The sequence below is a fragment of the Pseudomonas helleri genome, from assembly GCF_045830615.1.
Classification (GTDB): Bacteria; Pseudomonadota; Gammaproteobacteria; order Pseudomonadales; family Pseudomonadaceae; genus Aquipseudomonas; species Aquipseudomonas helleri.
Map to the genome: position 1 here is coordinate 890,917 of NZ_CP174501.1, position 16,353 is coordinate 907,269.

Genomic DNA, 16,353 nt, shown 5'->3' on the forward strand with positions numbered 1-16,353 from the left:
ATGAGCACAAAACCCACCCTCATCCGCGAAACCTTCCCCGTCGGGCCGTTGCAGTGCAATTGCACGATCATCGGTGATCCGCTCACTAAAAAAGCCATTGTGGTGGATCCGGGCGGTGACCATGAGTTGATTCTGGCGCGGATGGAAAAGCTGGGTTTGCAGGTGGTGAGCATCATCCATACGCATGCGCATCTGGATCACTTTTTGGCATCGGGTCAGCTCAAGGAAAAAACCGGGGCGACGCTGCATTTGCATAAGGAAGACCAGTTTTTGTGGGACAACCTGGAGATGCAATGCGGTTTGTTTGGCGTGCCGTATACGCCGGTGCCGCCACCCGATCGCTGGTTGGCCGATGACGAAGAGCTGGCCTGTGGCTGCGGTGTTGCGCTGCACACGCCGGGGCATACGCCTGGGTCCATGAGTTTTTGGTTTTCTGAGTCTAAGCTGTTGATCGCGGGCGATACGCTGTTTCGTCGTGGCGTTGGGCGCACAGACTTATGGGGCGGCGATCAGGCCACTATCGTGCGTTCGATCAAGCAGCGGCTGTATACGCTGGATGAAGATGCCACCGTGGTCACCGGGCATGGTCCGGATACTCGCCTAGGCGACGAAATGCGGGAGAACCCGTTTGTTCGCGCTTAAACAGTGCTTAAACAAGATGTAATGGAATTTTTACCGTTGGTCGTGTTCCAACGTTCCACAGAGGTCTACTGCCAGCGGCCTTTGACCCAGAAAGATTAAGTAGGAGCTTCACCATGTTTATTTCGCGTCGTTTGATTGTTGCTGCAAGTGCGATTGCCTTGTTGGCCGGCTGCGCCTCTCCTAACCCTTACGACAACCAGGGCCAGGCCTCGTCGGGCATGAGCAACACCGCCAAGTACGGTGGTCTGGGTGCCTTGGCCGGTGCTGTTGCCGGTGCTGCCATTGACCACAACAACCGTGGTAAGGGCGCATTGATTGGCGCTGCAGTGGCGGGTCTGGGGGCTGCGGGTTATGGCTATTACGCCGACAAGCAAGAAGCCGCACTGCGCGCCAGCATGGCCAACACCGGCGTTGAAGTGCAGCGCCAGGGCGACAACATTACCCTGGTGATGCCGGGCAACATTACTTTTGCCACCAGCTCTGCGAACATTGCGCCAAGCTTCTATCAGCCGCTTAACAGCCTCGCCAATTCGCTGAAGCAGTTGAACAACCAGCAGCAGATCCAGATCGTGGGCTACACCGACAGCACCGGTAACAACGCTTTCAACCAGCAGTTGTCGCAACAGCGTGCGCAAAGCGTTGCAACGTATCTGACGTCGCAGGGCGTGAGCGGTCAGTACCTGTCGGTGATCGGTAAAGGCCCGGCAGACCCGATTGCCAGCAACGCCACCCCGGACGGCCGTGCTCAGAACCGCCGTGTTCAAATTACGCTGATGCCGATTCCGGGCATGAACTACCAGCAGCAGGGTCAGGTTCAACAGTACCCGTAACGTGGCAGGTGGAGTCACAACCCTGGGGAGTGACTCCAGCGCCCACTAAAAAAGCCCCGCGATCATTGCTGATCGCGGGGCTTTTTGTTGAGCGTCTGGCCGGATGAATTACTTTTTCAGGCCGTAGTGCTCATCGAGCATGCCGGGGGCGTTCGGGCTTTTTGGCGCGTAGTCCTTTGGCGGCTCGGAACTGTGCGGCGGGGTCAGGCGCTCGCGGTGCGGTTGTGGGGCTTCAGAGTGCAGGGCAGCCAGCAGACGTTGGCGTGTTTGCTCGTCCAGGGCCAAGCTGTTGGCACCCTCGGCGAGGTGATCTTGTACTTCCTGGTAGCTCTGGGTGAGTTTCTTCACCAGATTGGCAGTGGTGTTGAAGTGGGTAACGACCTCACCTTGATAGTTATCAAAACGTTCCTGGATATCGTCCAGCTGACGCTGCGTGCGATTAGGCGCGGCGTTCGGCAGCAGACGGGCGACCAGAAAACCAATGACGACACCGGCAACCAGAGCCAGGGTCGGCAACAACCAAATTAAGAGCGAGCTTTCCACGAGTCCTTCCTCTATAAACGGCTTTGCTTTACGTTAACGGCTCGGACCTGCGCTGTATACCGCGATGCACTCGCAAATATGCCAGACAGAATCTATCAGCTAGACGTGTCGACCCACTTTGAGGTCACGGAGTTCCTTCTTGCTTACCCGCGAAACCCCCGTAGTGATTGATGGCCCGGTTGGCCAATTGGAAGCTTTATACCTCGATTCTGCTGAGCCGCGCGGCCTCGCGTTGCTGTGCCATCCCAACCCGGTGCAGGGTGGGACGATGATGAATAAAGTGGTCTCGACCCTGCAACGCACTGCGCGCGATGCGGGTTTTGTTACGTTGCGATTTAATTACCGTGGCACAGGGGCCAGTGGCGGCAGCCACGACATGGGCACCGGCGAAGTCGACGATGCGTTGGCGGCTGCCCGTTGGTTGCGTGCTCAATACCCGGATCAGCCGCTGACCCTGCTGGGGTTTTCATTCGGCGGTTTTGTCGCCGCCAGCCTGGGCGGACGACTGGAGGCGCAGGGCGTGAAGCTCGCACGCTTGTTTATGGTCGCGCCTGCGGTGATGCGTTTGCGTGATGAAGATGCGCTGCCACAGACCTGCCCGATCACGGTTATCCAGCCTGAAACCGACGAAGTGATTGATCCGCAACTGGTTTATGACTGGTCAAAAGACCTCTCACGCCCCCATGAGCTGCTGAAAGTGGCAGAATGCGGACACTTTTTTCACGGCAAGCTGCCCGAACTCAAAGAGTTGGTAGCGCCACGCCTTTTGAATTGATACAGCCTGATAAGCGATTACCCATGACCACTCGTACTCGTATCCTCACCGGTATCACTACCACCGGCACGCCGCACCTGGGCAATTATGCCGGTGCTATCCGCCCGGCAATCCTTGCCAGCCGTGACAGCAACGCCGACTCGTTTTACTTTTTGGCCGATTATCACGCCCTGATCAAATGTGATGACCCGCAGCGCATTCAGCGTTCGCGTCAGGAAATCGCAGCCACTTGGCTGGCGGGCGGTCTGGATGTTGAGCGTGTGACGTTCTATCGCCAGTCTGACATCCCGGAAATCCCGCAACTGGCGTGGTTTCTGACCTGTGTGGCGGCCAAGGGCCTGCTCAACCGGGCGCATGCGTACAAAGCGTCGGTGGACAAGAACCTGGAAAACGGTGAAGACCCGGATGCGGGCATCACCATGGGCTTGTACAGCTACCCGGTGCTGATGGCTGCGGACATCTTGATGTTTAACGCGCACAAGGTGCCGGTGGGTCGTGACCAGATCCAGCACGTTGAAATGGCCCGTGATATCGGTCAGCGTTTCAACCACTTGTTCGGCAATGGCAAAGAGTTCTTCGCCATGCCTGAGGCATTGATTGAAGAAAGCGTGGCAACCTTGCCAGGCCTTGACGGTCGCAAGATGTCGAAAAGCTACGACAACACCATTCCGTTGTTCACCAGCGCCAAAGACATGAAAAGCGCGATCTCGCGGATCGTGACCGACTCCCGTGCGCCGGGCGAAGCCAAAGATCCGGACAACTCGCACTTGTTCACCTTGTACCAGGCGTTCTCGACGCCTGAGCAGTCGGCTGAGTTCCGCAGCGAGCTGTTGCAGGGTTTGGGCTGGGGTGAGGCGAAAGACCGTCTGTTCAAGCTGCTGGACGCCGAATTGGGCGAAGCGCGCGAGCGTTACCACGACCTGATGTCGCGCCCTGCAGACATGGAAGACATTCTTAAGACCGGCGCGCAAAAAGCCCGTGCCATCGCAACGCCGTTTTTGGATGAGCTGCGCGAAGCCGTGGGCCTGCGTTCGTTTGAGAACGCTGCGCAAACCACTGCGGCAAGCAAAAAGAAGGCCGCCAAAGGCCCGCGCTTTGTCAGCTTCCGCGATGAAGACGGCAGCTTCCGTTTCCGTCTGTTGAGCGCTGATGGCGAGCAATTGCTGCTGTCGCGCAGCTTCGCTGATGGCAAAACGGCGGGGCAGGTGACCAAGCAGTTGCAATCGGGTGAAGCGCTGGATGTTCGCGCTGACGGTTTGAGTTTCAGCGTTTGGCTGGACGGTGCAAGTGTTGCCGACAGCCCGGCATTTGCCGATGACGCAGCACGTGATGCGGCAATCGAAGCGTTGCGCCTGGCCTTGGTGCCTGCGCAAGACTGACAAACTGCGACGTTTCGTCCCAGGTTTGATTGCCATTCCCCCGGGCCGTCGCTAAAGTGTCGGCCCGTTTTTGTTGCCCAGCTAGCGAATTATGACGCCTCTAGAACGATATCAAGCTGATCTGAAACGCCCGGACTTCTTCCACGATGCCGCGCAGGAAAACGCTGTGCGTCACCTGCAGCGTCTCTATGACGACTTGGTCGCGTCTTCGCAGAGCAAGCCTGGCCTGCTGGGCAAGCTGTTTGGCAAAAAAGAAATCACGCCGGTCAAAGGCCTGTATTTTTGGGGCGGTGTGGGCCGGGGCAAGACTTACCTGGTCGATACGTTCTTTGATGCCCTGCCGTTCAAGCAGAAGGTGCGTACGCACTTTCACCGCTTCATGAAGCGTGTGCACGAAGAAATGCGCACTCTCAATGGCGAGAAAAACCCGCTGACCATCATTGCCAAGCGCTTTGCCGATGAAGCGCGGGTGATCTGTTTCGACGAATTCTTTGTGTCGGACATTACCGACGCCATGATTCTCGGCACCCTGATGGAAGAGCTGTTCAAGAACGGCGTGACCCTGGTGGCGACCTCCAACATCGTCCCGGACGGTCTGTACAAGGACGGCCTGCAGCGTGCCCGCTTCTTGCCGGCCATCGCGCTGATCAAGCAGAACACCGATATCGTCAACGTCGACAGCGGTGTCGATTACCGCTTGCGCCATCTGGAGCAAGCCGAGCTGTATCACTTCCCGCTCAATGAGGCCTCGGAGGCGTGCCTGCGCGAGAGCTTCAAAGCGTTGACGCACAACTCCACGCGGGCGGTCGAGAACGATGACCTGGTCATCGAGAACCGCACCATTCGTGCGTTGCGTACCTGTGATGATGTGGCCTGGTTTGATTTCCGCGAGCTGTGCGATGGCCCGCGCAGCCAAAACGACTACATTGAGCTGGGCAAGATCTTCAACGCCGTGATCCTCAGCGGTGTTGAGCAAATGGACGTTAAAACCGACGACATCGCGCGTCGTTTTATCAACATGGTCGACGAGTTCTACGACCGTGGCGTCAAGCTGATCATCTCGGCTGAAGTCGAGCTCAAAGACCTCTACACCGGCGGTCGTTTGAGCTTCGAGTTCCAGCGTACCTTGAGCCGCTTGCTCGAAATGCAATCCCACGAATACCTGACACGGGCGCACAAGCCTTAGTTGAGCGCTGTTTCGCGATCTTTTGGTCTTTTAAAAAATCAAAAGATCGCGAGCAAGCTCGCTCCTACAGATTGTCTGCCCTAATTACGCCGCTTGCTGAAACTGCTGCCGATACTGGTTGGGCGACAGTTCGGTGTGCTGGCGAAACAGCCTCGCAAAGAAGCTGGCGTCGTCATAGCCCACGTCGTAGCTGATGGTTTTGATGCTTTTGCGGGTGGCAGACAGCAAGCCCTTGGCGGTTTCGATGCGCAAGCGCTGCAGGTAGTGCAGGGGTTTGTCCCCCGTTGCGATCTGGAAGCGGCGCATGAAATTGCGGATGCTCATGCCGTGTTCACGGGCCACGTCTTCGAAACGAAACTTGTCGGCGAAGTGCTCTTCGAGCCAGTGCTGAATCTGCAAAATAATCACGTCTTGATGCAGCTTTTGCCCGCCGAAGCCAATGCGCCCCGGTGAGTAGTTGCGTTGCACTTCATACAGAATGTCGCGGGCCACGGCCTGGGCGATATTCGCGCCGCAGAAACGCTCAATCAAATAGATGTACAGGTCACAGGCCGAGGTAGGGCCGCCCGCGCAATACAGGTTGTCGGCGTCGGTGAGGTGCTTGTCCTGATTGAGGTGCACCTGTGGGAAGCGTTCGGCAAAGGTGTTGAAAAAACGCCAGTACGTCGTGGCTTCCTTACCGTCGAGCAAGCCGACCTCTGCCAGCCAGAACACCCCGGTGGCCGCTGCGCACAACACGGCGCCGCGTGCATGTTGCTCGCGCAGCCATGGCATGACTTGCGGGTAGCGTTGGCACAGGGTGTCAAAGTCGCCCCAAAAGGCGGGGAGGATGATGATATCGGCGTCATCCAGGCCGCCATCGACGGGCAGCAACACATTGCTGAAACTGCCTACGGGCAGACTGTCGGGGCTGACAAGACGGGTTTCAAAGCTGGCGTTGAAGCCTTGGCCCAATTGTTTACCGTGGCGCAGGCTGGCCAGGTGAAAGAAATCCTTGGCTTGCATCAGGGTAGAAGCGAACACCTGATCCGTGGCCAAAACGCTGACGCGCCGCAAGGGCGTGGAGAGTTGAGTAGACATGGTTTGATTATTCTTATAGGTGAAATTGGTCAACTTACGGCTGGATCGTCTTATGTTTTTTCCTGTGTGTCTAGGGGAGGGGGAGTTAAACCGCTGTGTAGGAGCGAGCTTGCCTCGCGATCTTTTGATCTTTAAAAGATCGCGAGGCAAGCTCGCTCCTACAGGGGGATTGGGTTAAGGCGCCGGGTTTGGTTGCTCTTTGTGAATGGCTTCAATGCCTGCGAGCACTTCATCCGAGAGCTTCAGATCGGCGCTGGCAATGTTGCTTTTCAGTTGCTCCATAGTGGTGGCGCCAATGATGTTGCTGGTCACGAACGGTTGTTGGGTGACGTACGCCAAGGCCATTTGTGCCGGATCCAGCCCGTGTTCGCGAGCCAGTGCGACGTAGCGCTCGCTGGCGGCAACCGATTGCGGGTTGGAGTAGCGCGAGAAGCGGCTGTAAAGGCTCAGGCGGCCTTTTGCCGGGCGGGCGCCGCCGTTGTACTTGCCGGTCAGCATGCCAAACGCCAGCGGCGAGTAGGCGAGCAGCCCGCACTGTTCGCGGATGGCGATTTCCGCCAGGCCCACTTCAAAGCTGCGGTTGAGCAGGTTGTAGGGGTTCTGGATCGACACCGCGCGTGGCCAGCCACGGCTCTCGGCCAATTGCAGAAACTTCATGGTCGCCCACGGGGTTTCGTTGGACAGGCCGATGTGGCGGATTTTGCCGGCTTTGACTTGTTCGTCGAGGGCTTCGAGGGTGTCCTCCAGCGGGGTGAAGTCTTCGTCGGCCTTGTGCGTGTAGCCCAGTTGGCCGAAGAAGTTGGTGCTGCGCTCGGGCCAGTGCAACTGGTACAGGTCGATCCAGTCGGTTTGCAGGCGCTTGAGGCTGGCGTCCAGCGCTTGCACGATGTGGGCGCGGTTGTGTTTCAGGTTGCCATCACGGATGTAGTCGATGGTGTTGCCCGGCCCGGCAATTTTGCTGGCCAGTACCCAGTCGGCACGGTCGCCACGGGCCTTGAACCAGTTGCCGATGTAGCGCTCGGTGGTGGCGTAGGTCTCGGCTTTGGGCGGGACCGGGTACATCTCGGCGGTGTCGAGGAAGTTGATGCCGGCGTTTTTCGCGTACTCGATTTGCTCAAAGGCTTCATCTTGGGTGTTTTGCTCACCCCAGGTCATGGTGCCGAGGGCAATGGCACTCACGTTGAGGTTGCTGCGGCCTAGCTGGCGGTAGTCCATCGGTCACTCCTTCGGGGAAAGAATCATAAAAGCAGGTTGTAATTTTTTGCGCAATCTGGATAATCGTCGACCTCTTTCTGCAGTGGAAGTGATGCGCCGCCTGCCGAAGAATCTTGCCGTTGAACGGACGCGCTGACCCGAGCCCCCGATAGCGTCTGTACCCGGCTGCCTTTGACTTGTCAAAGTACGCACTATTCAGTAAGATCCGCCGTCTAATTTACAGGGCGGCCCCTGAGGCTATAAAGAATGAAAACTTTTACTGCTAAACCAGAAACAGTAAAGCGCGACTGGTTTGTCGTCGACGCTGCTGGTCAGACCCTGGGTCGTCTGGCCACCGAGATCGCGAGCCGTCTGCGTGGTAAGCACAAGCCTGAATTCACTCCGCACGTTGACACCGGTGACTACATCGTTGTTATCAATGCCGAGCAGATTCGTGTTACTGGTGCTAAGACCTCTGACAAGATGTACTACTCTCACTCCGGTTTCCCGGGCGGGATTAAGTCGATCAACTTCGAAAAGCTGATCGCCAAAGCTCCTGAGCGCGTGATCGAGACCGCGGTTAAAGGCATGCTGCCTAAAAACCCACTGGGTCGCGACATGTACCGTAAGCTGAAAGTCTATGCGGGCGCTGCTCACCCTCATACTGCTCAGCAGCCCCAAGAACTGAAGTTTTAACGGAATAGTTCATTATGTCGGCGACTCAAAACTACGGCACTGGCCGTCGTAAGACTGCAACCGCACGCGTTTTCCTGCGTCCGGGTACTGGCAACATCTCCATCAACAACCGCTCCCTGGAAAACTTCTTCGGCCGCGAAACTGCCCGCATGGTAGTTCGTCAGCCGCTGGAACTGACCGAGACTGTTGAGAAATTCGACATCTACGTTACCGTTCTCGGTGGCGGTGTAAGTGGTCAAGCTGGCGCAATCCGCCACGGTATCACTCGCGCTCTGATGGACTACGACGAGACTCTGCGTAGCGCTCTGCGTAAAGCAGGCTACGTAACTCGCGATGCTCGTGAAGTTGAACGTAAGAAAGTCGGTCTGCGTAAAGCGCGTAAGCGTCCGCAGTACTCGAAGCGTTAATTCGCAGCTTCGTTCAAAAAAGCCCAGCCTCCTCACGGAGCTGGGCTTTTTTTATGGCCGCGAAAAAGTTGCTGTGACAACGTGCCACATCCGCCAACTGCCTGCGCTGCAAGGGCTGCAGCCTGTCCCTCCCGGTAATTACCTTGTTTTAGTGGGGTCTTTTCATTACCATTCGGCAAAATTTTTATAAAGATTAGTTTGCTACTTACTAGATGCCTGATTTAACAGGCCGCAAAGCTGATGGGAGAGGACGGAATGAGCAAAGTCGACGTTAATGTCGGTCGGCGTCGCTTCCTCGTGGCAGCCACATCCGTGGTGGGTGCTGCAGGAGCGGTGGGGGCGGCGGTCCCGTTCGTGGGGTCGTGGTTCCCCAGTGCCAAGGCCAAGGCCGCTGGTGCGCCGGTAAAGGTCAATATCGCCAAGGTCGAGCCGGGCCAGCAAATGGTTGCAGAATGGCGTGGTCAGCCAGTGTTCATCGTCCGCCGAACAGAAGAAATTCTGGCCAATCTGAAGAAAATTGATGATCGGCTTGCGGATCCAGACTCCAAGCAGTCAGATCAGCCGACCTACGTAAACCCCGAATTACGCTCGATCAAGCCCGAAATCCTGCTGCTGATCGGCATCTGCACCCACTTGGGTTGCTCGCCTACTTTTCGTCCTGAAGTGGCCCCTGCCGACCTTGGCAAGGATTGGGTGGGAGGGTATTTCTGCCCGTGTCACGGTTCGCACTATGACCTGGCGGGTCGTGTCTACAAGGCTCAGCCTGCCCCGCTAAACCTGCCTGTGCCGCCTTATTACTATGAGTCGGACAACGTTATTGTCGTTGGCCTTGATGGGGAGACCGCGTAATGAGCAAGTTCATGGATTGGATTGATGCTCGCTTCCCGGCCACCAAAATGTGGGAAGACCACCTCAGCAAGTACTACGCACCGAAGAACTTCAACTTCCTCTACTTCTTTGGCTCCCTCGCCTTGCTGGTGCTGGTCAACCAGATCGTTACTGGCGTGTGGCTGACCATGAGTTACACGCCAACGGCAGAGGACGCGTTTGCCTCAGTCGAATACATCATGCGTGACGTCGAATACGGCTCGATTCTGCGCCTGCTGCACTCCACCGGTGCGTCGGCGTTCTTTATCGTGGTGTATCTGCACATGTTCCGTGGCTTGCTCTACGGCTCTTATCAGAAGCCGCGCGAACTGGTCTGGCTGTTCGGCATGATGATTTATCTGGCCCTGATGGCAGAAGCGTTCATGGGCTATTTGCTGCCATGGGGGCAAATGTCCTACTGGGGCGCCCAGGTGATCATCTCGCTGTTTGGCGCGATCCCGGTGATCGGTAATGACCTGACGCAATGGATCCGTGGTGACTACCTGATCTCCGGCATTACCCTGAACCGCTTCTTCGCGCTGCACGTTGTCGCGCTGCCCATCGTGATTTTGGGGTTGGTGGTGCTGCACATTCTGGCGCTGCATGAAGTGGGTTCGAACAACCCTGACGGCATTGATATCAAGAAGTATAAGGACGAGAACGGCATCCCGCTGGACGGCATTCCATTCCATCCGTACTACACCGTGAAAGACATTGTCGGCGTAGTGGTGTTCTTGTTTATCTTCTGTTCGATTGTGTTCTTCTTCCCTGAAATGGGCGGCTACTTCCTCGAAAAGCCGAACTTTGAGCAAGCTAACGCCTTCAAGACACCGGAGCATATTGCCCCTGTCTGGTACTTCACGCCGTTCTACGCGATCTTGCGGGCCATCCCGGACAAGCTCATGGGCGTGATCGCCATGGGCGCTGCGATTGCGGTGCTGTTTGTGTTGCCCTGGCTGGACCGCAGCCCTGTTAAATCCATGCGCTACAAAGGCTGGATGAGCAAGATCTGGCTGTGGGTGTTCTGCATCTCGTTCGTGATTCTGGGTGTGTTGGGTGTGTTGTCGCCGACCCCGGAGCGCACGTTGTTGTCGCAGGTGTGTACGTTCCTGTACTTCGCCTACTTCATTTTGATGCCGTTCTACACCCGGCTTGAGAAGACCAAACCGGTTCCGGAAAGGGTGACTGGCTGATGAAAAAGTTATTTGCCGTATTAATGCTCGCGATGATGCCGGTGCTGTCCTTTGCGTCCGAACAGGGCGTGCAGCTGGACAAGGTTGACATCGATGTTTCTGACAAGGCCGCGTTGCAAGATGGCGCGCGTACCTTTGCCAACTATTGCATGGGCTGTCACAGCGCCAAGTTTCAGCGTTACGAGCGGGTGGCTGACGATCTGGGGATCCCTCACGATGTCATGCTCAAGAATCTGGTGTTCACCGGCGCCAAAATTGGCGACCACATGAACATCGGCATGCAGCCAGAAGACGCCAAGGCGTGGTTTGGCGCGGCTCCGCCCGACTTGACCCTGGTGGCTCGCGTGCGTGGTACAGACTGGCTCTACAGCTACCTGCGTTCGTTCTATGAAGACCCGTCGCGCCCTTGGGGTGTGAACAATACGGTCTTCCCGAATGTGGGTATGCCGAACGTGCTTGCACCGCTGCAAGGGCGTCAAGTTATCGGTTGCAAGCAAGTACAGATCGTCGAAGACGGCAAGAAGCAGTATGATCCGCTCACCGGCACGCCTTTGACACATGAAGCGTGCGACCAGCTGACAGTGTTGCCCAAGACCGGCACGCTGACTGAAGAGCAGTTCGACGAGAAGATCAAGAACCTTGTGACCTTCCTGGCCTATTCGGCTAACCCGGTGAAGCTGGAGCATCAGCGCATTGGTACGTACGTACTGCTCTATCTGGCCTTCTTCTTCGTCTTCGCTTATTTGCTCAAGCGCGAATACTGGAAGGATGTGCACTGATACCGTTACATGCATTGCTGTTAATCGTGCGCGCCCAAGGGTGTCTCTAAAAAGGTAACAGTGCAGGACGCAGCGAAAGCGGGGCCGCCTTGGCCCGCTTTCGCGGTTCTGCTGTTATGGGAGGCATTTCTTGGGCGCGTTCGTTTTTCCGCTCCTGATAATTTCAACAAGCGAGGAGGACCGCCATGGGCGTGACCAATCGGTTGGCCTGTTACTCCGACCCCGCCGACCACTATTCCCACCGAGTACGCATTGTGCTCGCCGAGAAAGGTGTCAGCGCCGAGATCATCAGTGTGGTGGCGGGTCGTCATCCGCCAAAACTGATCGAAGTGAACCCGTATGGCAGCCTGCCAACCCTGGTCGACCGCGACCTGGCGTTGTGGGAATCGACTGTCGTAATGGAATACCTGGATGAGCGTTACCCGCATCCGCCGTTGTTGCCGGTGTACCCGGTAGCGCGGGCCAACAGCCGTCTGCTGATGCACCGGATTCAGCGTGACTGGTGCAATCTGGTCGACTTGATCCTCGATTCACGCACCAAAGAGCCGGCACGTGTGCAGGCGCGCAAAGAATTGCGCGAGAGCCTGACAGGTGTGTCGGCATTATTTGCAGACAAACCTTTTTTCCTCAGTGACGAGCAAAGTCTGGTCGATTGCTGTCTATTACCGATACTCTGGCGCCTGCCTGTTTTGGGTATTGAGTTGCCGCGGCCTGCCAAGCCGCTGCTTGACTATATGGAGCGCCAGTTTGCGCGTGAGGCTTTCCAGGCAAGCTTGTCTGGTGTCGAACGCGACATGCGCTAAGGCTTTAGGAGCCCTTGATGAATTCAAGTCGACCTTATCTGGTGCGTGCGCTCTATGAGTGGATTGTGGATAACGATTGCACTCCGCACTTGCTGGTTAAATCGGACTACCCGAAGGTGCAAGTGCCGCAGGGTTTTGCCAGTGATGGACAGATTGTCCTGAACGTATCCCCGAGCGCCGTGCGTAACCTGCACATGGACAACGAAGCGGTCAGCTTTGACGGGCGTTTTGGAGGTGTGCCACACACGTTGTACGTGCCGGCAGCTGCCATTCTGGGCATTTACGCCCGGGAAAACGGCCAGGGCATGATGTTTGATCTTGAAGAAGCGTTTGACGAGGATGACGAGATTGAGCCGGACGACGACTGCTCGCCGCCAGATCCCGAGCCGCCGCGCCCTAGCGGACGGCCAAGCCTCAAAGTGGTGAAGTAACAAAAAAGGCGACCTGCAGAGGTCGCCTTTTTTATGGGTCGTTGTCCCATCCTGTAGGAGCTCGCGCAATCAGTCGATGTACTCAAAGAGTTTGACGATCTTCTGCACGCCGGACACGCCTTGCACCAGGTTGGTAGCGCGGGCAGCTTCTTGCTGGGTGACCAGGCCGAGCATGTAAACAATGCCGTTCTCGGTCACGACTTTGATGCGCGAGCCCGGAATGGCGTTGTCAGTCAGCATTTGGGTTTTGATCTTGGTGGTCAGCCAGGCATCGTTGTTGCGCGCCAGAATCGAGGAGGGCGCCATGACTTGCAGTTCGTTGTTGACCTTTTTAACCCGCTGCACAGCCGCAGCGGCTTGTTCAGCCTGGGCCTTGAGGTCGGCGCGTGGGGTCTGGCCGGCCAGCAGCACGATACCGTTGTAGCTGGTGACCACGATGTGCGAGCCGTTATCCAGGTCCGGGTTGGCCTTGGCGACGTTGACGGCCACTTTGGTTTCAATCAGCGAATCATCGATTTTGCTGCCGAACGTGCGGGTGCCACGGTCGTCTTCAATCGGTGTGTCACGGGTAGCGGTCAGTACTGAACTGCAACCCGCGGTCAGGCCGAGGCACAGCGTCAATGCCACGAGGCTAAGGCGCTTAAAAGTCATTCTTCACTCCCAAACAGTTGGCTGTCGATCAGATCGCACAGGCAGTGGATCGCCAGCAGGTGGACTTCTTGAATACGTGCGGTGACAGTGGACGGAACGCGGATTTCCACGTCCTCAGGCAGCAACAGCGAGGCCATGCCGCCGCCGTCACGGCCGGTCAGGGCGACCACGATCATTTCGCGATCATGTGCCGCTTGAATGGCCTGAATGATGTTGGCCGAGTTGCCGCTCGTGGAGATCGCCAGCAGTACGTCGCCGGGTTGGCCGAGGGCGCGGATCTGCTTGGAAAAAACCTCGTTGAAGGTGTAGTCGTTGGCGATCGAGGTGATCGTCGAGCTGTCAGTGGTCAATGCAATGGCAGGCAAGCTTGGGCGCTCGCGCTCAAAGCGGTTGAGCAGCTCGGACGAGAAGTGCTGGGCGTCACCGGCTGAACCGCCGTTGCCGCACGAGAGCATTTTGCCTTCGTTGAGCAGGGCGTTGACCATCACTTGGCTGGCAAGCTCGATGTGCGGAGCAAGTACCGCCATCGCCTGCTGCTTGGTGTCGATACTGGCCTGAAAAAGCTGGCGAATCCGGGATTGCATGTCCATCTATGTGACCTTAATTAGGGCGGCTGGTCGGGCGTGATTCAGGTGTTCCTGAGTGACTTCCCGGCACAAAAATGTGCAGCCCGCAAAGCAAAGCAAAATCGTTTTAAAAAGGGTGCTGAAATCGGCCCTGCAGCGTTTTAGCTGTCAAAGGCGTTCCGTAGCCAGTTCAAGTGAGGTGTTGCGCTATCCATGGCTACCACGTCGAATCGGCACGGGTAGTTGGCCCAGCGTGATTCGCGTTGCAAGAAGTACTGGGCGGCCATAATCAGCTTCTGACGCTTGCGAGCATCAACGCTGGCGAGTGCGCCACCCCATTGCGCATGTTGTCGGTAACGAACTTCGACGAATACTACTGTATCGCCGTCAAGCATGACCAGATCCAGCTCGCCGCGCTTGCATAGCCAATTTTGCGCCAGCAAGCGTAAACCGTGTCGCTCAAGATGCCGCAGCGCAGTGCGCTCGGCATCTTTGCCTGTTTGCTGGCTTGAGCGATCGGGCATCAGTTGGGTGTGTCAGGCAGGCGATGAATCTGCCCGTTGGCGAACTCGGCCCATGGCAACTGACGCTGAATGTGTTGGCTGGAGTCCATGCTGAGGCTGCCGGACAAGCCGTCAACACGGTTTTCAGGCAGTGCCTTGAGCTGACCCAGGCGCGACGACAGTTCGAAAGCGTCTACGCCCATGGCGTATAGACGGCCCAGGCTACCACCAGCTTGTGGCCATTGCGCTGCTACTTGCTGGCGCAGTGGGTTGGCGGTGTCGAGCAGCCAAGGGGTTTCGCAGAAGCGGATGCCGTTCATGTCGTTGTACTGGTTCTGGTCGCCGCTGGCACTGAAGACGTGCGAGGTGGCGTAAACCGGGATGTCACCGGCGTACTGGTAGTTCAGGGTCGGTTTGATCTGTTGGGCTTGCTGCGGTGTTGCGGCCAGGAAGATGAACTCCATGTCCTGACGGCGCGATGGCTGGCCAGAGCCGCCAGCGTTACGCAGTTGCACCAGATCGGCAACCTGTTGTGCCAGGGCAACCGGCTTGTCGATGTGTTCGACACCCACAATGGTGCCGCCGTTGGCTTCCCATTCCTGACGGAAGGCTTTGAGTACGCGGTCGCCCCATTCTCCTTGCGGCACCATGGCGCCTGCGCGGGTCAGACCGTCGGCATGGGCACGGCGAGCCACTTCACGGGCTTCGTCTTCAGCCGCCAGACCAAACTGGAACAGTTGCGCCGGGCCTTGGCCGCCTTCACTGTAGTTCAGGGCCAGGGTAGTAATCGGTAGTTGCTGGTGCATGTTCAGTTGCTTGACCAGGGATTTCTCCAGCGGGCCGACCACCAGTTGCACGCCATCGGCCTGGGCCTTGCGATAGAAGTCATCCAGCGAGGTCAGGCGCGAGCTGTCATAGAACTGAACGCTGGGCGGGTTTTGACCGGCTTGCTGTGCCTGATAGTAGGCCGCCATGAAGCCGTCGCGCAGTGCTTTGCTGACTGAAGCCAGTTGGCCGTCTTGAGGCAGCAGCAGGGCGATCTTGGTCAGCGGTTGGCTGGCCAGTTCCTTGAGCTTGATCAGCGTGGCTGGCAGTTGAATGGCTGCCGGGTGCGCCGGGTTTTGTGCGCGCCATTGATCGATGGCGTTTTGCTGGTCTTGCAGGCTGCTGGCGCTCTTGATGGCCAGCGCCAACGACATCCAGCCGCCCAGTACGCCAGGCTCGGGCGTGCGCAGTTGGTCAGCCGGCAAGGCGGCAACCAGTGCCCAGATGGCCTCGTTGTTGCTGTTGGCGGCCTCGCCGGTTAGGCTCTGGCTCATGGCAACACGCTCGCGCGCGGCGGCCAGGGTTTGACCGTCAGCCTCCAGTGCCAGGGCGCGAACCTTGTGGGTGCGCATTTGCAGGTCGGCCGGCATCTCGTTGAGGCGCGAGACGCTTGGGTGGTTCAGGGCGACCAGCGCGTCTTTGGGCTGATTGCGGCTCATCGCCAGTTCAGCGGCCAGGGTGCTGGCAAACACCTGTTGTGCAGGCTTGAGCTGATCCAGCGGCACTTGCGCCAGAATTTGCGCAGCGCGCTGGTTGTTGTGTTGGCGTATGGCAAGGTCGGTCGCAGACAGGCGCAGCAGGGCTGCTTTTTCCGGGTCCTTGCTCGCAGAGGCCTCTTGCAGCAGCTGTTCAAGGCTGGCATCGGGCGTACGTGGGAGTTCGCCAAGGCTGGACGAGGGCGAGCTGGCGCAGGCCGCCAGCAAGGCAGCGAGGCAGAGGGCAGTGAACAGCCGCAGGCAAGCGATCATGTAGTGTTCCTGATACTCGAACAAAAGAGTGGCGA

Annotated in this window: 19 protein-coding genes; 12 read left to right on the plus strand and 7 right to left on the minus strand. The window is 57.5% G+C overall.

From position 1 onward, the window contains the following. The gene (locus ACJJU9_RS04155) at positions 1–642 is read left to right on the plus strand and encodes an MBL fold metallo-hydrolase (protein ID WP_407730124.1); all 642 of its coding nucleotides are present in this window, start codon (positions 1–3) and stop codon (positions 640–642) included. A gap of 113 nt (positions 643–755) precedes the next feature. Beyond that, on the plus strand, positions 756–1,472 hold the full coding sequence (locus ACJJU9_RS04160; RefSeq protein WP_048367221.1) for an OmpA family protein: 717 nt from the start codon (positions 756–758) through the stop codon (positions 1,470–1,472). 108 nt (positions 1,473–1,580) lie between these two features. Here ACJJU9_RS04160 and ACJJU9_RS04165 read toward each other — a convergent pair whose 3' ends face one another. Continuing rightward, the gene (locus ACJJU9_RS04165) at positions 1,581–2,015 is read right to left on the minus strand and encodes a YhcB family protein (protein ID WP_048367220.1); all 435 of its coding nucleotides are present in this window, start codon (positions 2,013–2,015) and stop codon (positions 1,581–1,583) included. A 139-nt stretch (positions 2,016–2,154) separates the two neighbouring features. On the opposite strand from ACJJU9_RS04165, the gene ACJJU9_RS04170 reads away from it, so the two are divergent. The 3 genes from ACJJU9_RS04170 to zapE all read left to right on the plus strand — a co-directional run bounded on the left by ACJJU9_RS04170 (position 2,155) and on the right by zapE (position 5,355). Next, positions 2,155–2,790 carry an alpha/beta hydrolase gene (locus ACJJU9_RS04170; RefSeq protein WP_153333216.1) on the plus strand — a complete coding sequence of 212 codons (636 nt, stop codon included), beginning with the start codon at positions 2,155–2,157 and terminating at the stop codon, positions 2,788–2,790. 23 nt (positions 2,791–2,813) lie between these two features. Further along, entirely contained in the window at positions 2,814–4,169 is a 1,356-nt protein-coding gene (locus tag ACJJU9_RS04175; RefSeq protein ID WP_048367217.1) for a tryptophan--tRNA ligase, read from the plus strand. Between the two features lie 91 nt (positions 4,170–4,260). Further along, positions 4,261–5,355 (plus strand): cell division protein ZapE, encoded by a 1,095-nt coding sequence (zapE, locus tag ACJJU9_RS04180; protein ID WP_407730125.1) that lies wholly within the window; start codon positions 4,261–4,263, stop codon positions 5,353–5,355. Positions 5,356–5,439: 84 nt separating this feature from the next. On the opposite strand, the gene ACJJU9_RS04185 is transcribed toward zapE, so the two are convergent. Both ACJJU9_RS04185 and ACJJU9_RS04190 read right to left on the minus strand, forming a co-directional pair. Then, positions 5,440–6,336: a GlxA family transcriptional regulator gene (locus tag ACJJU9_RS04185; RefSeq protein ID WP_407730948.1), complete on the minus strand. Its 897-nt coding sequence runs from the start codon at positions 6,334–6,336 to the stop codon at positions 5,440–5,442. Positions 6,337–6,609: 273 nt separating this feature from the next. Beyond that, positions 6,610–7,650: an NADP(H)-dependent aldo-keto reductase gene (locus tag ACJJU9_RS04190; RefSeq protein WP_048367213.1), complete on the minus strand. Its 1,041-nt coding sequence runs from the start codon at positions 7,648–7,650 to the stop codon at positions 6,610–6,612. A gap of 246 nt (positions 7,651–7,896) precedes the next feature. Between ACJJU9_RS04190 and rplM the strand changes: the two genes are divergently transcribed. From rplM to ACJJU9_RS04225, 7 genes are all read left to right on the plus strand, one after another. Beyond that, positions 7,897–8,325: a 50S ribosomal protein L13 gene (rplM, locus tag ACJJU9_RS04195; protein ID WP_019408582.1), complete on the plus strand. Its 429-nt coding sequence runs from the start codon at positions 7,897–7,899 to the stop codon at positions 8,323–8,325. 14 nt (positions 8,326–8,339) lie between these two features. Beyond that, positions 8,340–8,732 (plus strand): 30S ribosomal protein S9, encoded by a 393-nt coding sequence (rpsI, locus tag ACJJU9_RS04200; RefSeq protein ID WP_048367211.1) that lies wholly within the window; start codon positions 8,340–8,342, stop codon positions 8,730–8,732. Positions 8,733–8,987: 255 nt separating this feature from the next. Beyond that, positions 8,988–9,581, plus strand: coding sequence for a ubiquinol-cytochrome c reductase iron-sulfur subunit (gene petA / locus ACJJU9_RS04205; RefSeq protein ID WP_048389909.1), 594 nt, complete (start codon positions 8,988–8,990; stop codon positions 9,579–9,581). Then, positions 9,581–10,792 (plus strand): cytochrome bc complex cytochrome b subunit, encoded by a 1,212-nt coding sequence (locus ACJJU9_RS04210; protein ID WP_048367207.1) that lies wholly within the window; start codon positions 9,581–9,583, stop codon positions 10,790–10,792. The genes petA and ACJJU9_RS04210 overlap by 1 nt, the downstream gene beginning before the upstream one ends. After that, complete coding sequence (locus ACJJU9_RS04215; protein ID WP_048367205.1) at positions 10,792–11,571, plus strand: cytochrome c1; 780 nt, start codon at positions 10,792–10,794, stop codon at positions 11,569–11,571. The genes ACJJU9_RS04210 and ACJJU9_RS04215 overlap by 1 nt, the downstream gene beginning before the upstream one ends. A gap of 185 nt (positions 11,572–11,756) precedes the next feature. Continuing rightward, positions 11,757–12,374: a glutathione S-transferase N-terminal domain-containing protein gene (locus tag ACJJU9_RS04220; RefSeq protein ID WP_048389907.1), complete on the plus strand. Its 618-nt coding sequence runs from the start codon at positions 11,757–11,759 to the stop codon at positions 12,372–12,374. A 17-nt stretch (positions 12,375–12,391) separates the two neighbouring features. Continuing rightward, positions 12,392–12,805: a ClpXP protease specificity-enhancing factor gene (locus ACJJU9_RS04225; protein ID WP_048367203.1), complete on the plus strand. Its 414-nt coding sequence runs from the start codon at positions 12,392–12,394 to the stop codon at positions 12,803–12,805. A 69-nt stretch (positions 12,806–12,874) separates the two neighbouring features. Here the strand turns inward: ACJJU9_RS04225 and ACJJU9_RS04230 are convergent, their stop codons facing one another. The 4 genes from ACJJU9_RS04230 to ACJJU9_RS04245 all read right to left on the minus strand — a co-directional run bounded on the left by ACJJU9_RS04230 (position 12,875) and on the right by ACJJU9_RS04245 (position 16,318). Then, positions 12,875–13,456, minus strand: coding sequence for a BON domain-containing protein (locus ACJJU9_RS04230; protein WP_048367202.1), 582 nt, complete (start codon positions 13,454–13,456; stop codon positions 12,875–12,877). Further along, positions 13,453–14,046, minus strand: a complete 594-nt coding sequence (locus tag ACJJU9_RS04235) for a phosphoheptose isomerase (RefSeq protein ID WP_048367201.1) — start codon at positions 14,044–14,046, stop codon at positions 13,453–13,455. The genes ACJJU9_RS04230 and ACJJU9_RS04235 overlap by 4 nt, the downstream gene beginning before the upstream one ends. Before the next feature lie 137 nt (positions 14,047–14,183). Beyond that, complete coding sequence (locus ACJJU9_RS04240) at positions 14,184–14,546, minus strand: YraN family protein (protein ID WP_048367199.1); 363 nt, start codon at positions 14,544–14,546, stop codon at positions 14,184–14,186. Next, positions 14,546–16,318, minus strand: a complete 1,773-nt coding sequence (locus ACJJU9_RS04245) for a penicillin-binding protein activator (RefSeq protein WP_123751354.1) — start codon at positions 16,316–16,318, stop codon at positions 14,546–14,548. Before ACJJU9_RS04245 ends, ACJJU9_RS04240 begins: the two co-directional genes overlap by 1 nt. Positions 16,319–16,353: the final 35 nt, after the last annotated feature.

What these genes read in the sequence shown, in the direction of transcription:
- ACJJU9_RS04155 (WP_407730124.1), top strand. Translation starts at nt 1, where the DNA reads ATGAGCACAAAACCCACCCTCATCCGCGAAACCTTCCCCGTCGGGCCG.
- ACJJU9_RS04160 (WP_048367221.1), top strand. Translation starts at nt 756, where the DNA reads ATGTTTATTTCGCGTCGTTTGATTGTTGCTGCAAGTGCGATTGCCTTG.
- ACJJU9_RS04175 (WP_048367217.1), top strand. Translation starts at nt 2,814, where the DNA reads ATGACCACTCGTACTCGTATCCTCACCGGTATCACTACCACCGGCACG.
- zapE (WP_407730125.1), top strand. Translation starts at nt 4,261, where the DNA reads ATGACGCCTCTAGAACGATATCAAGCTGATCTGAAACGCCCGGACTTC.
- ACJJU9_RS04190 (WP_048367213.1), bottom strand. Translation starts at nt 7,650, where the DNA reads ATGGACTACCGCCAGCTAGGCCGCAGCAACCTCAACGTGAGTGCCATT.
- rplM (WP_019408582.1), top strand. Translation starts at nt 7,897, where the DNA reads ATGAAAACTTTTACTGCTAAACCAGAAACAGTAAAGCGCGACTGGTTT.
- rpsI (WP_048367211.1), top strand. Translation starts at nt 8,340, where the DNA reads ATGTCGGCGACTCAAAACTACGGCACTGGCCGTCGTAAGACTGCAACC.
- petA (WP_048389909.1), top strand. Translation starts at nt 8,988, where the DNA reads ATGAGCAAAGTCGACGTTAATGTCGGTCGGCGTCGCTTCCTCGTGGCA.
- ACJJU9_RS04210 (WP_048367207.1), top strand. Translation starts at nt 9,581, where the DNA reads ATGAGCAAGTTCATGGATTGGATTGATGCTCGCTTCCCGGCCACCAAA.
- ACJJU9_RS04215 (WP_048367205.1), top strand. Translation starts at nt 10,792, where the DNA reads ATGAAAAAGTTATTTGCCGTATTAATGCTCGCGATGATGCCGGTGCTG.
- ACJJU9_RS04220 (WP_048389907.1), top strand. Translation starts at nt 11,757, where the DNA reads ATGGGCGTGACCAATCGGTTGGCCTGTTACTCCGACCCCGCCGACCAC.
- ACJJU9_RS04225 (WP_048367203.1), top strand. Translation starts at nt 12,392, where the DNA reads ATGAATTCAAGTCGACCTTATCTGGTGCGTGCGCTCTATGAGTGGATT.
- ACJJU9_RS04230 (WP_048367202.1), bottom strand. Translation starts at nt 13,456, where the DNA reads ATGACTTTTAAGCGCCTTAGCCTCGTGGCATTGACGCTGTGCCTCGGC.
- ACJJU9_RS04235 (WP_048367201.1), bottom strand. Translation starts at nt 14,046, where the DNA reads ATGGACATGCAATCCCGGATTCGCCAGCTTTTTCAGGCCAGTATCGAC.
- ACJJU9_RS04240 (WP_048367199.1), bottom strand. Translation starts at nt 14,546, where the DNA reads ATGCCCGATCGCTCAAGCCAGCAAACAGGCAAAGATGCCGAGCGCACT.
- ACJJU9_RS04245 (WP_123751354.1), bottom strand. Translation starts at nt 16,318, where the DNA reads ATGATCGCTTGCCTGCGGCTGTTCACTGCCCTCTGCCTCGCTGCCTTG.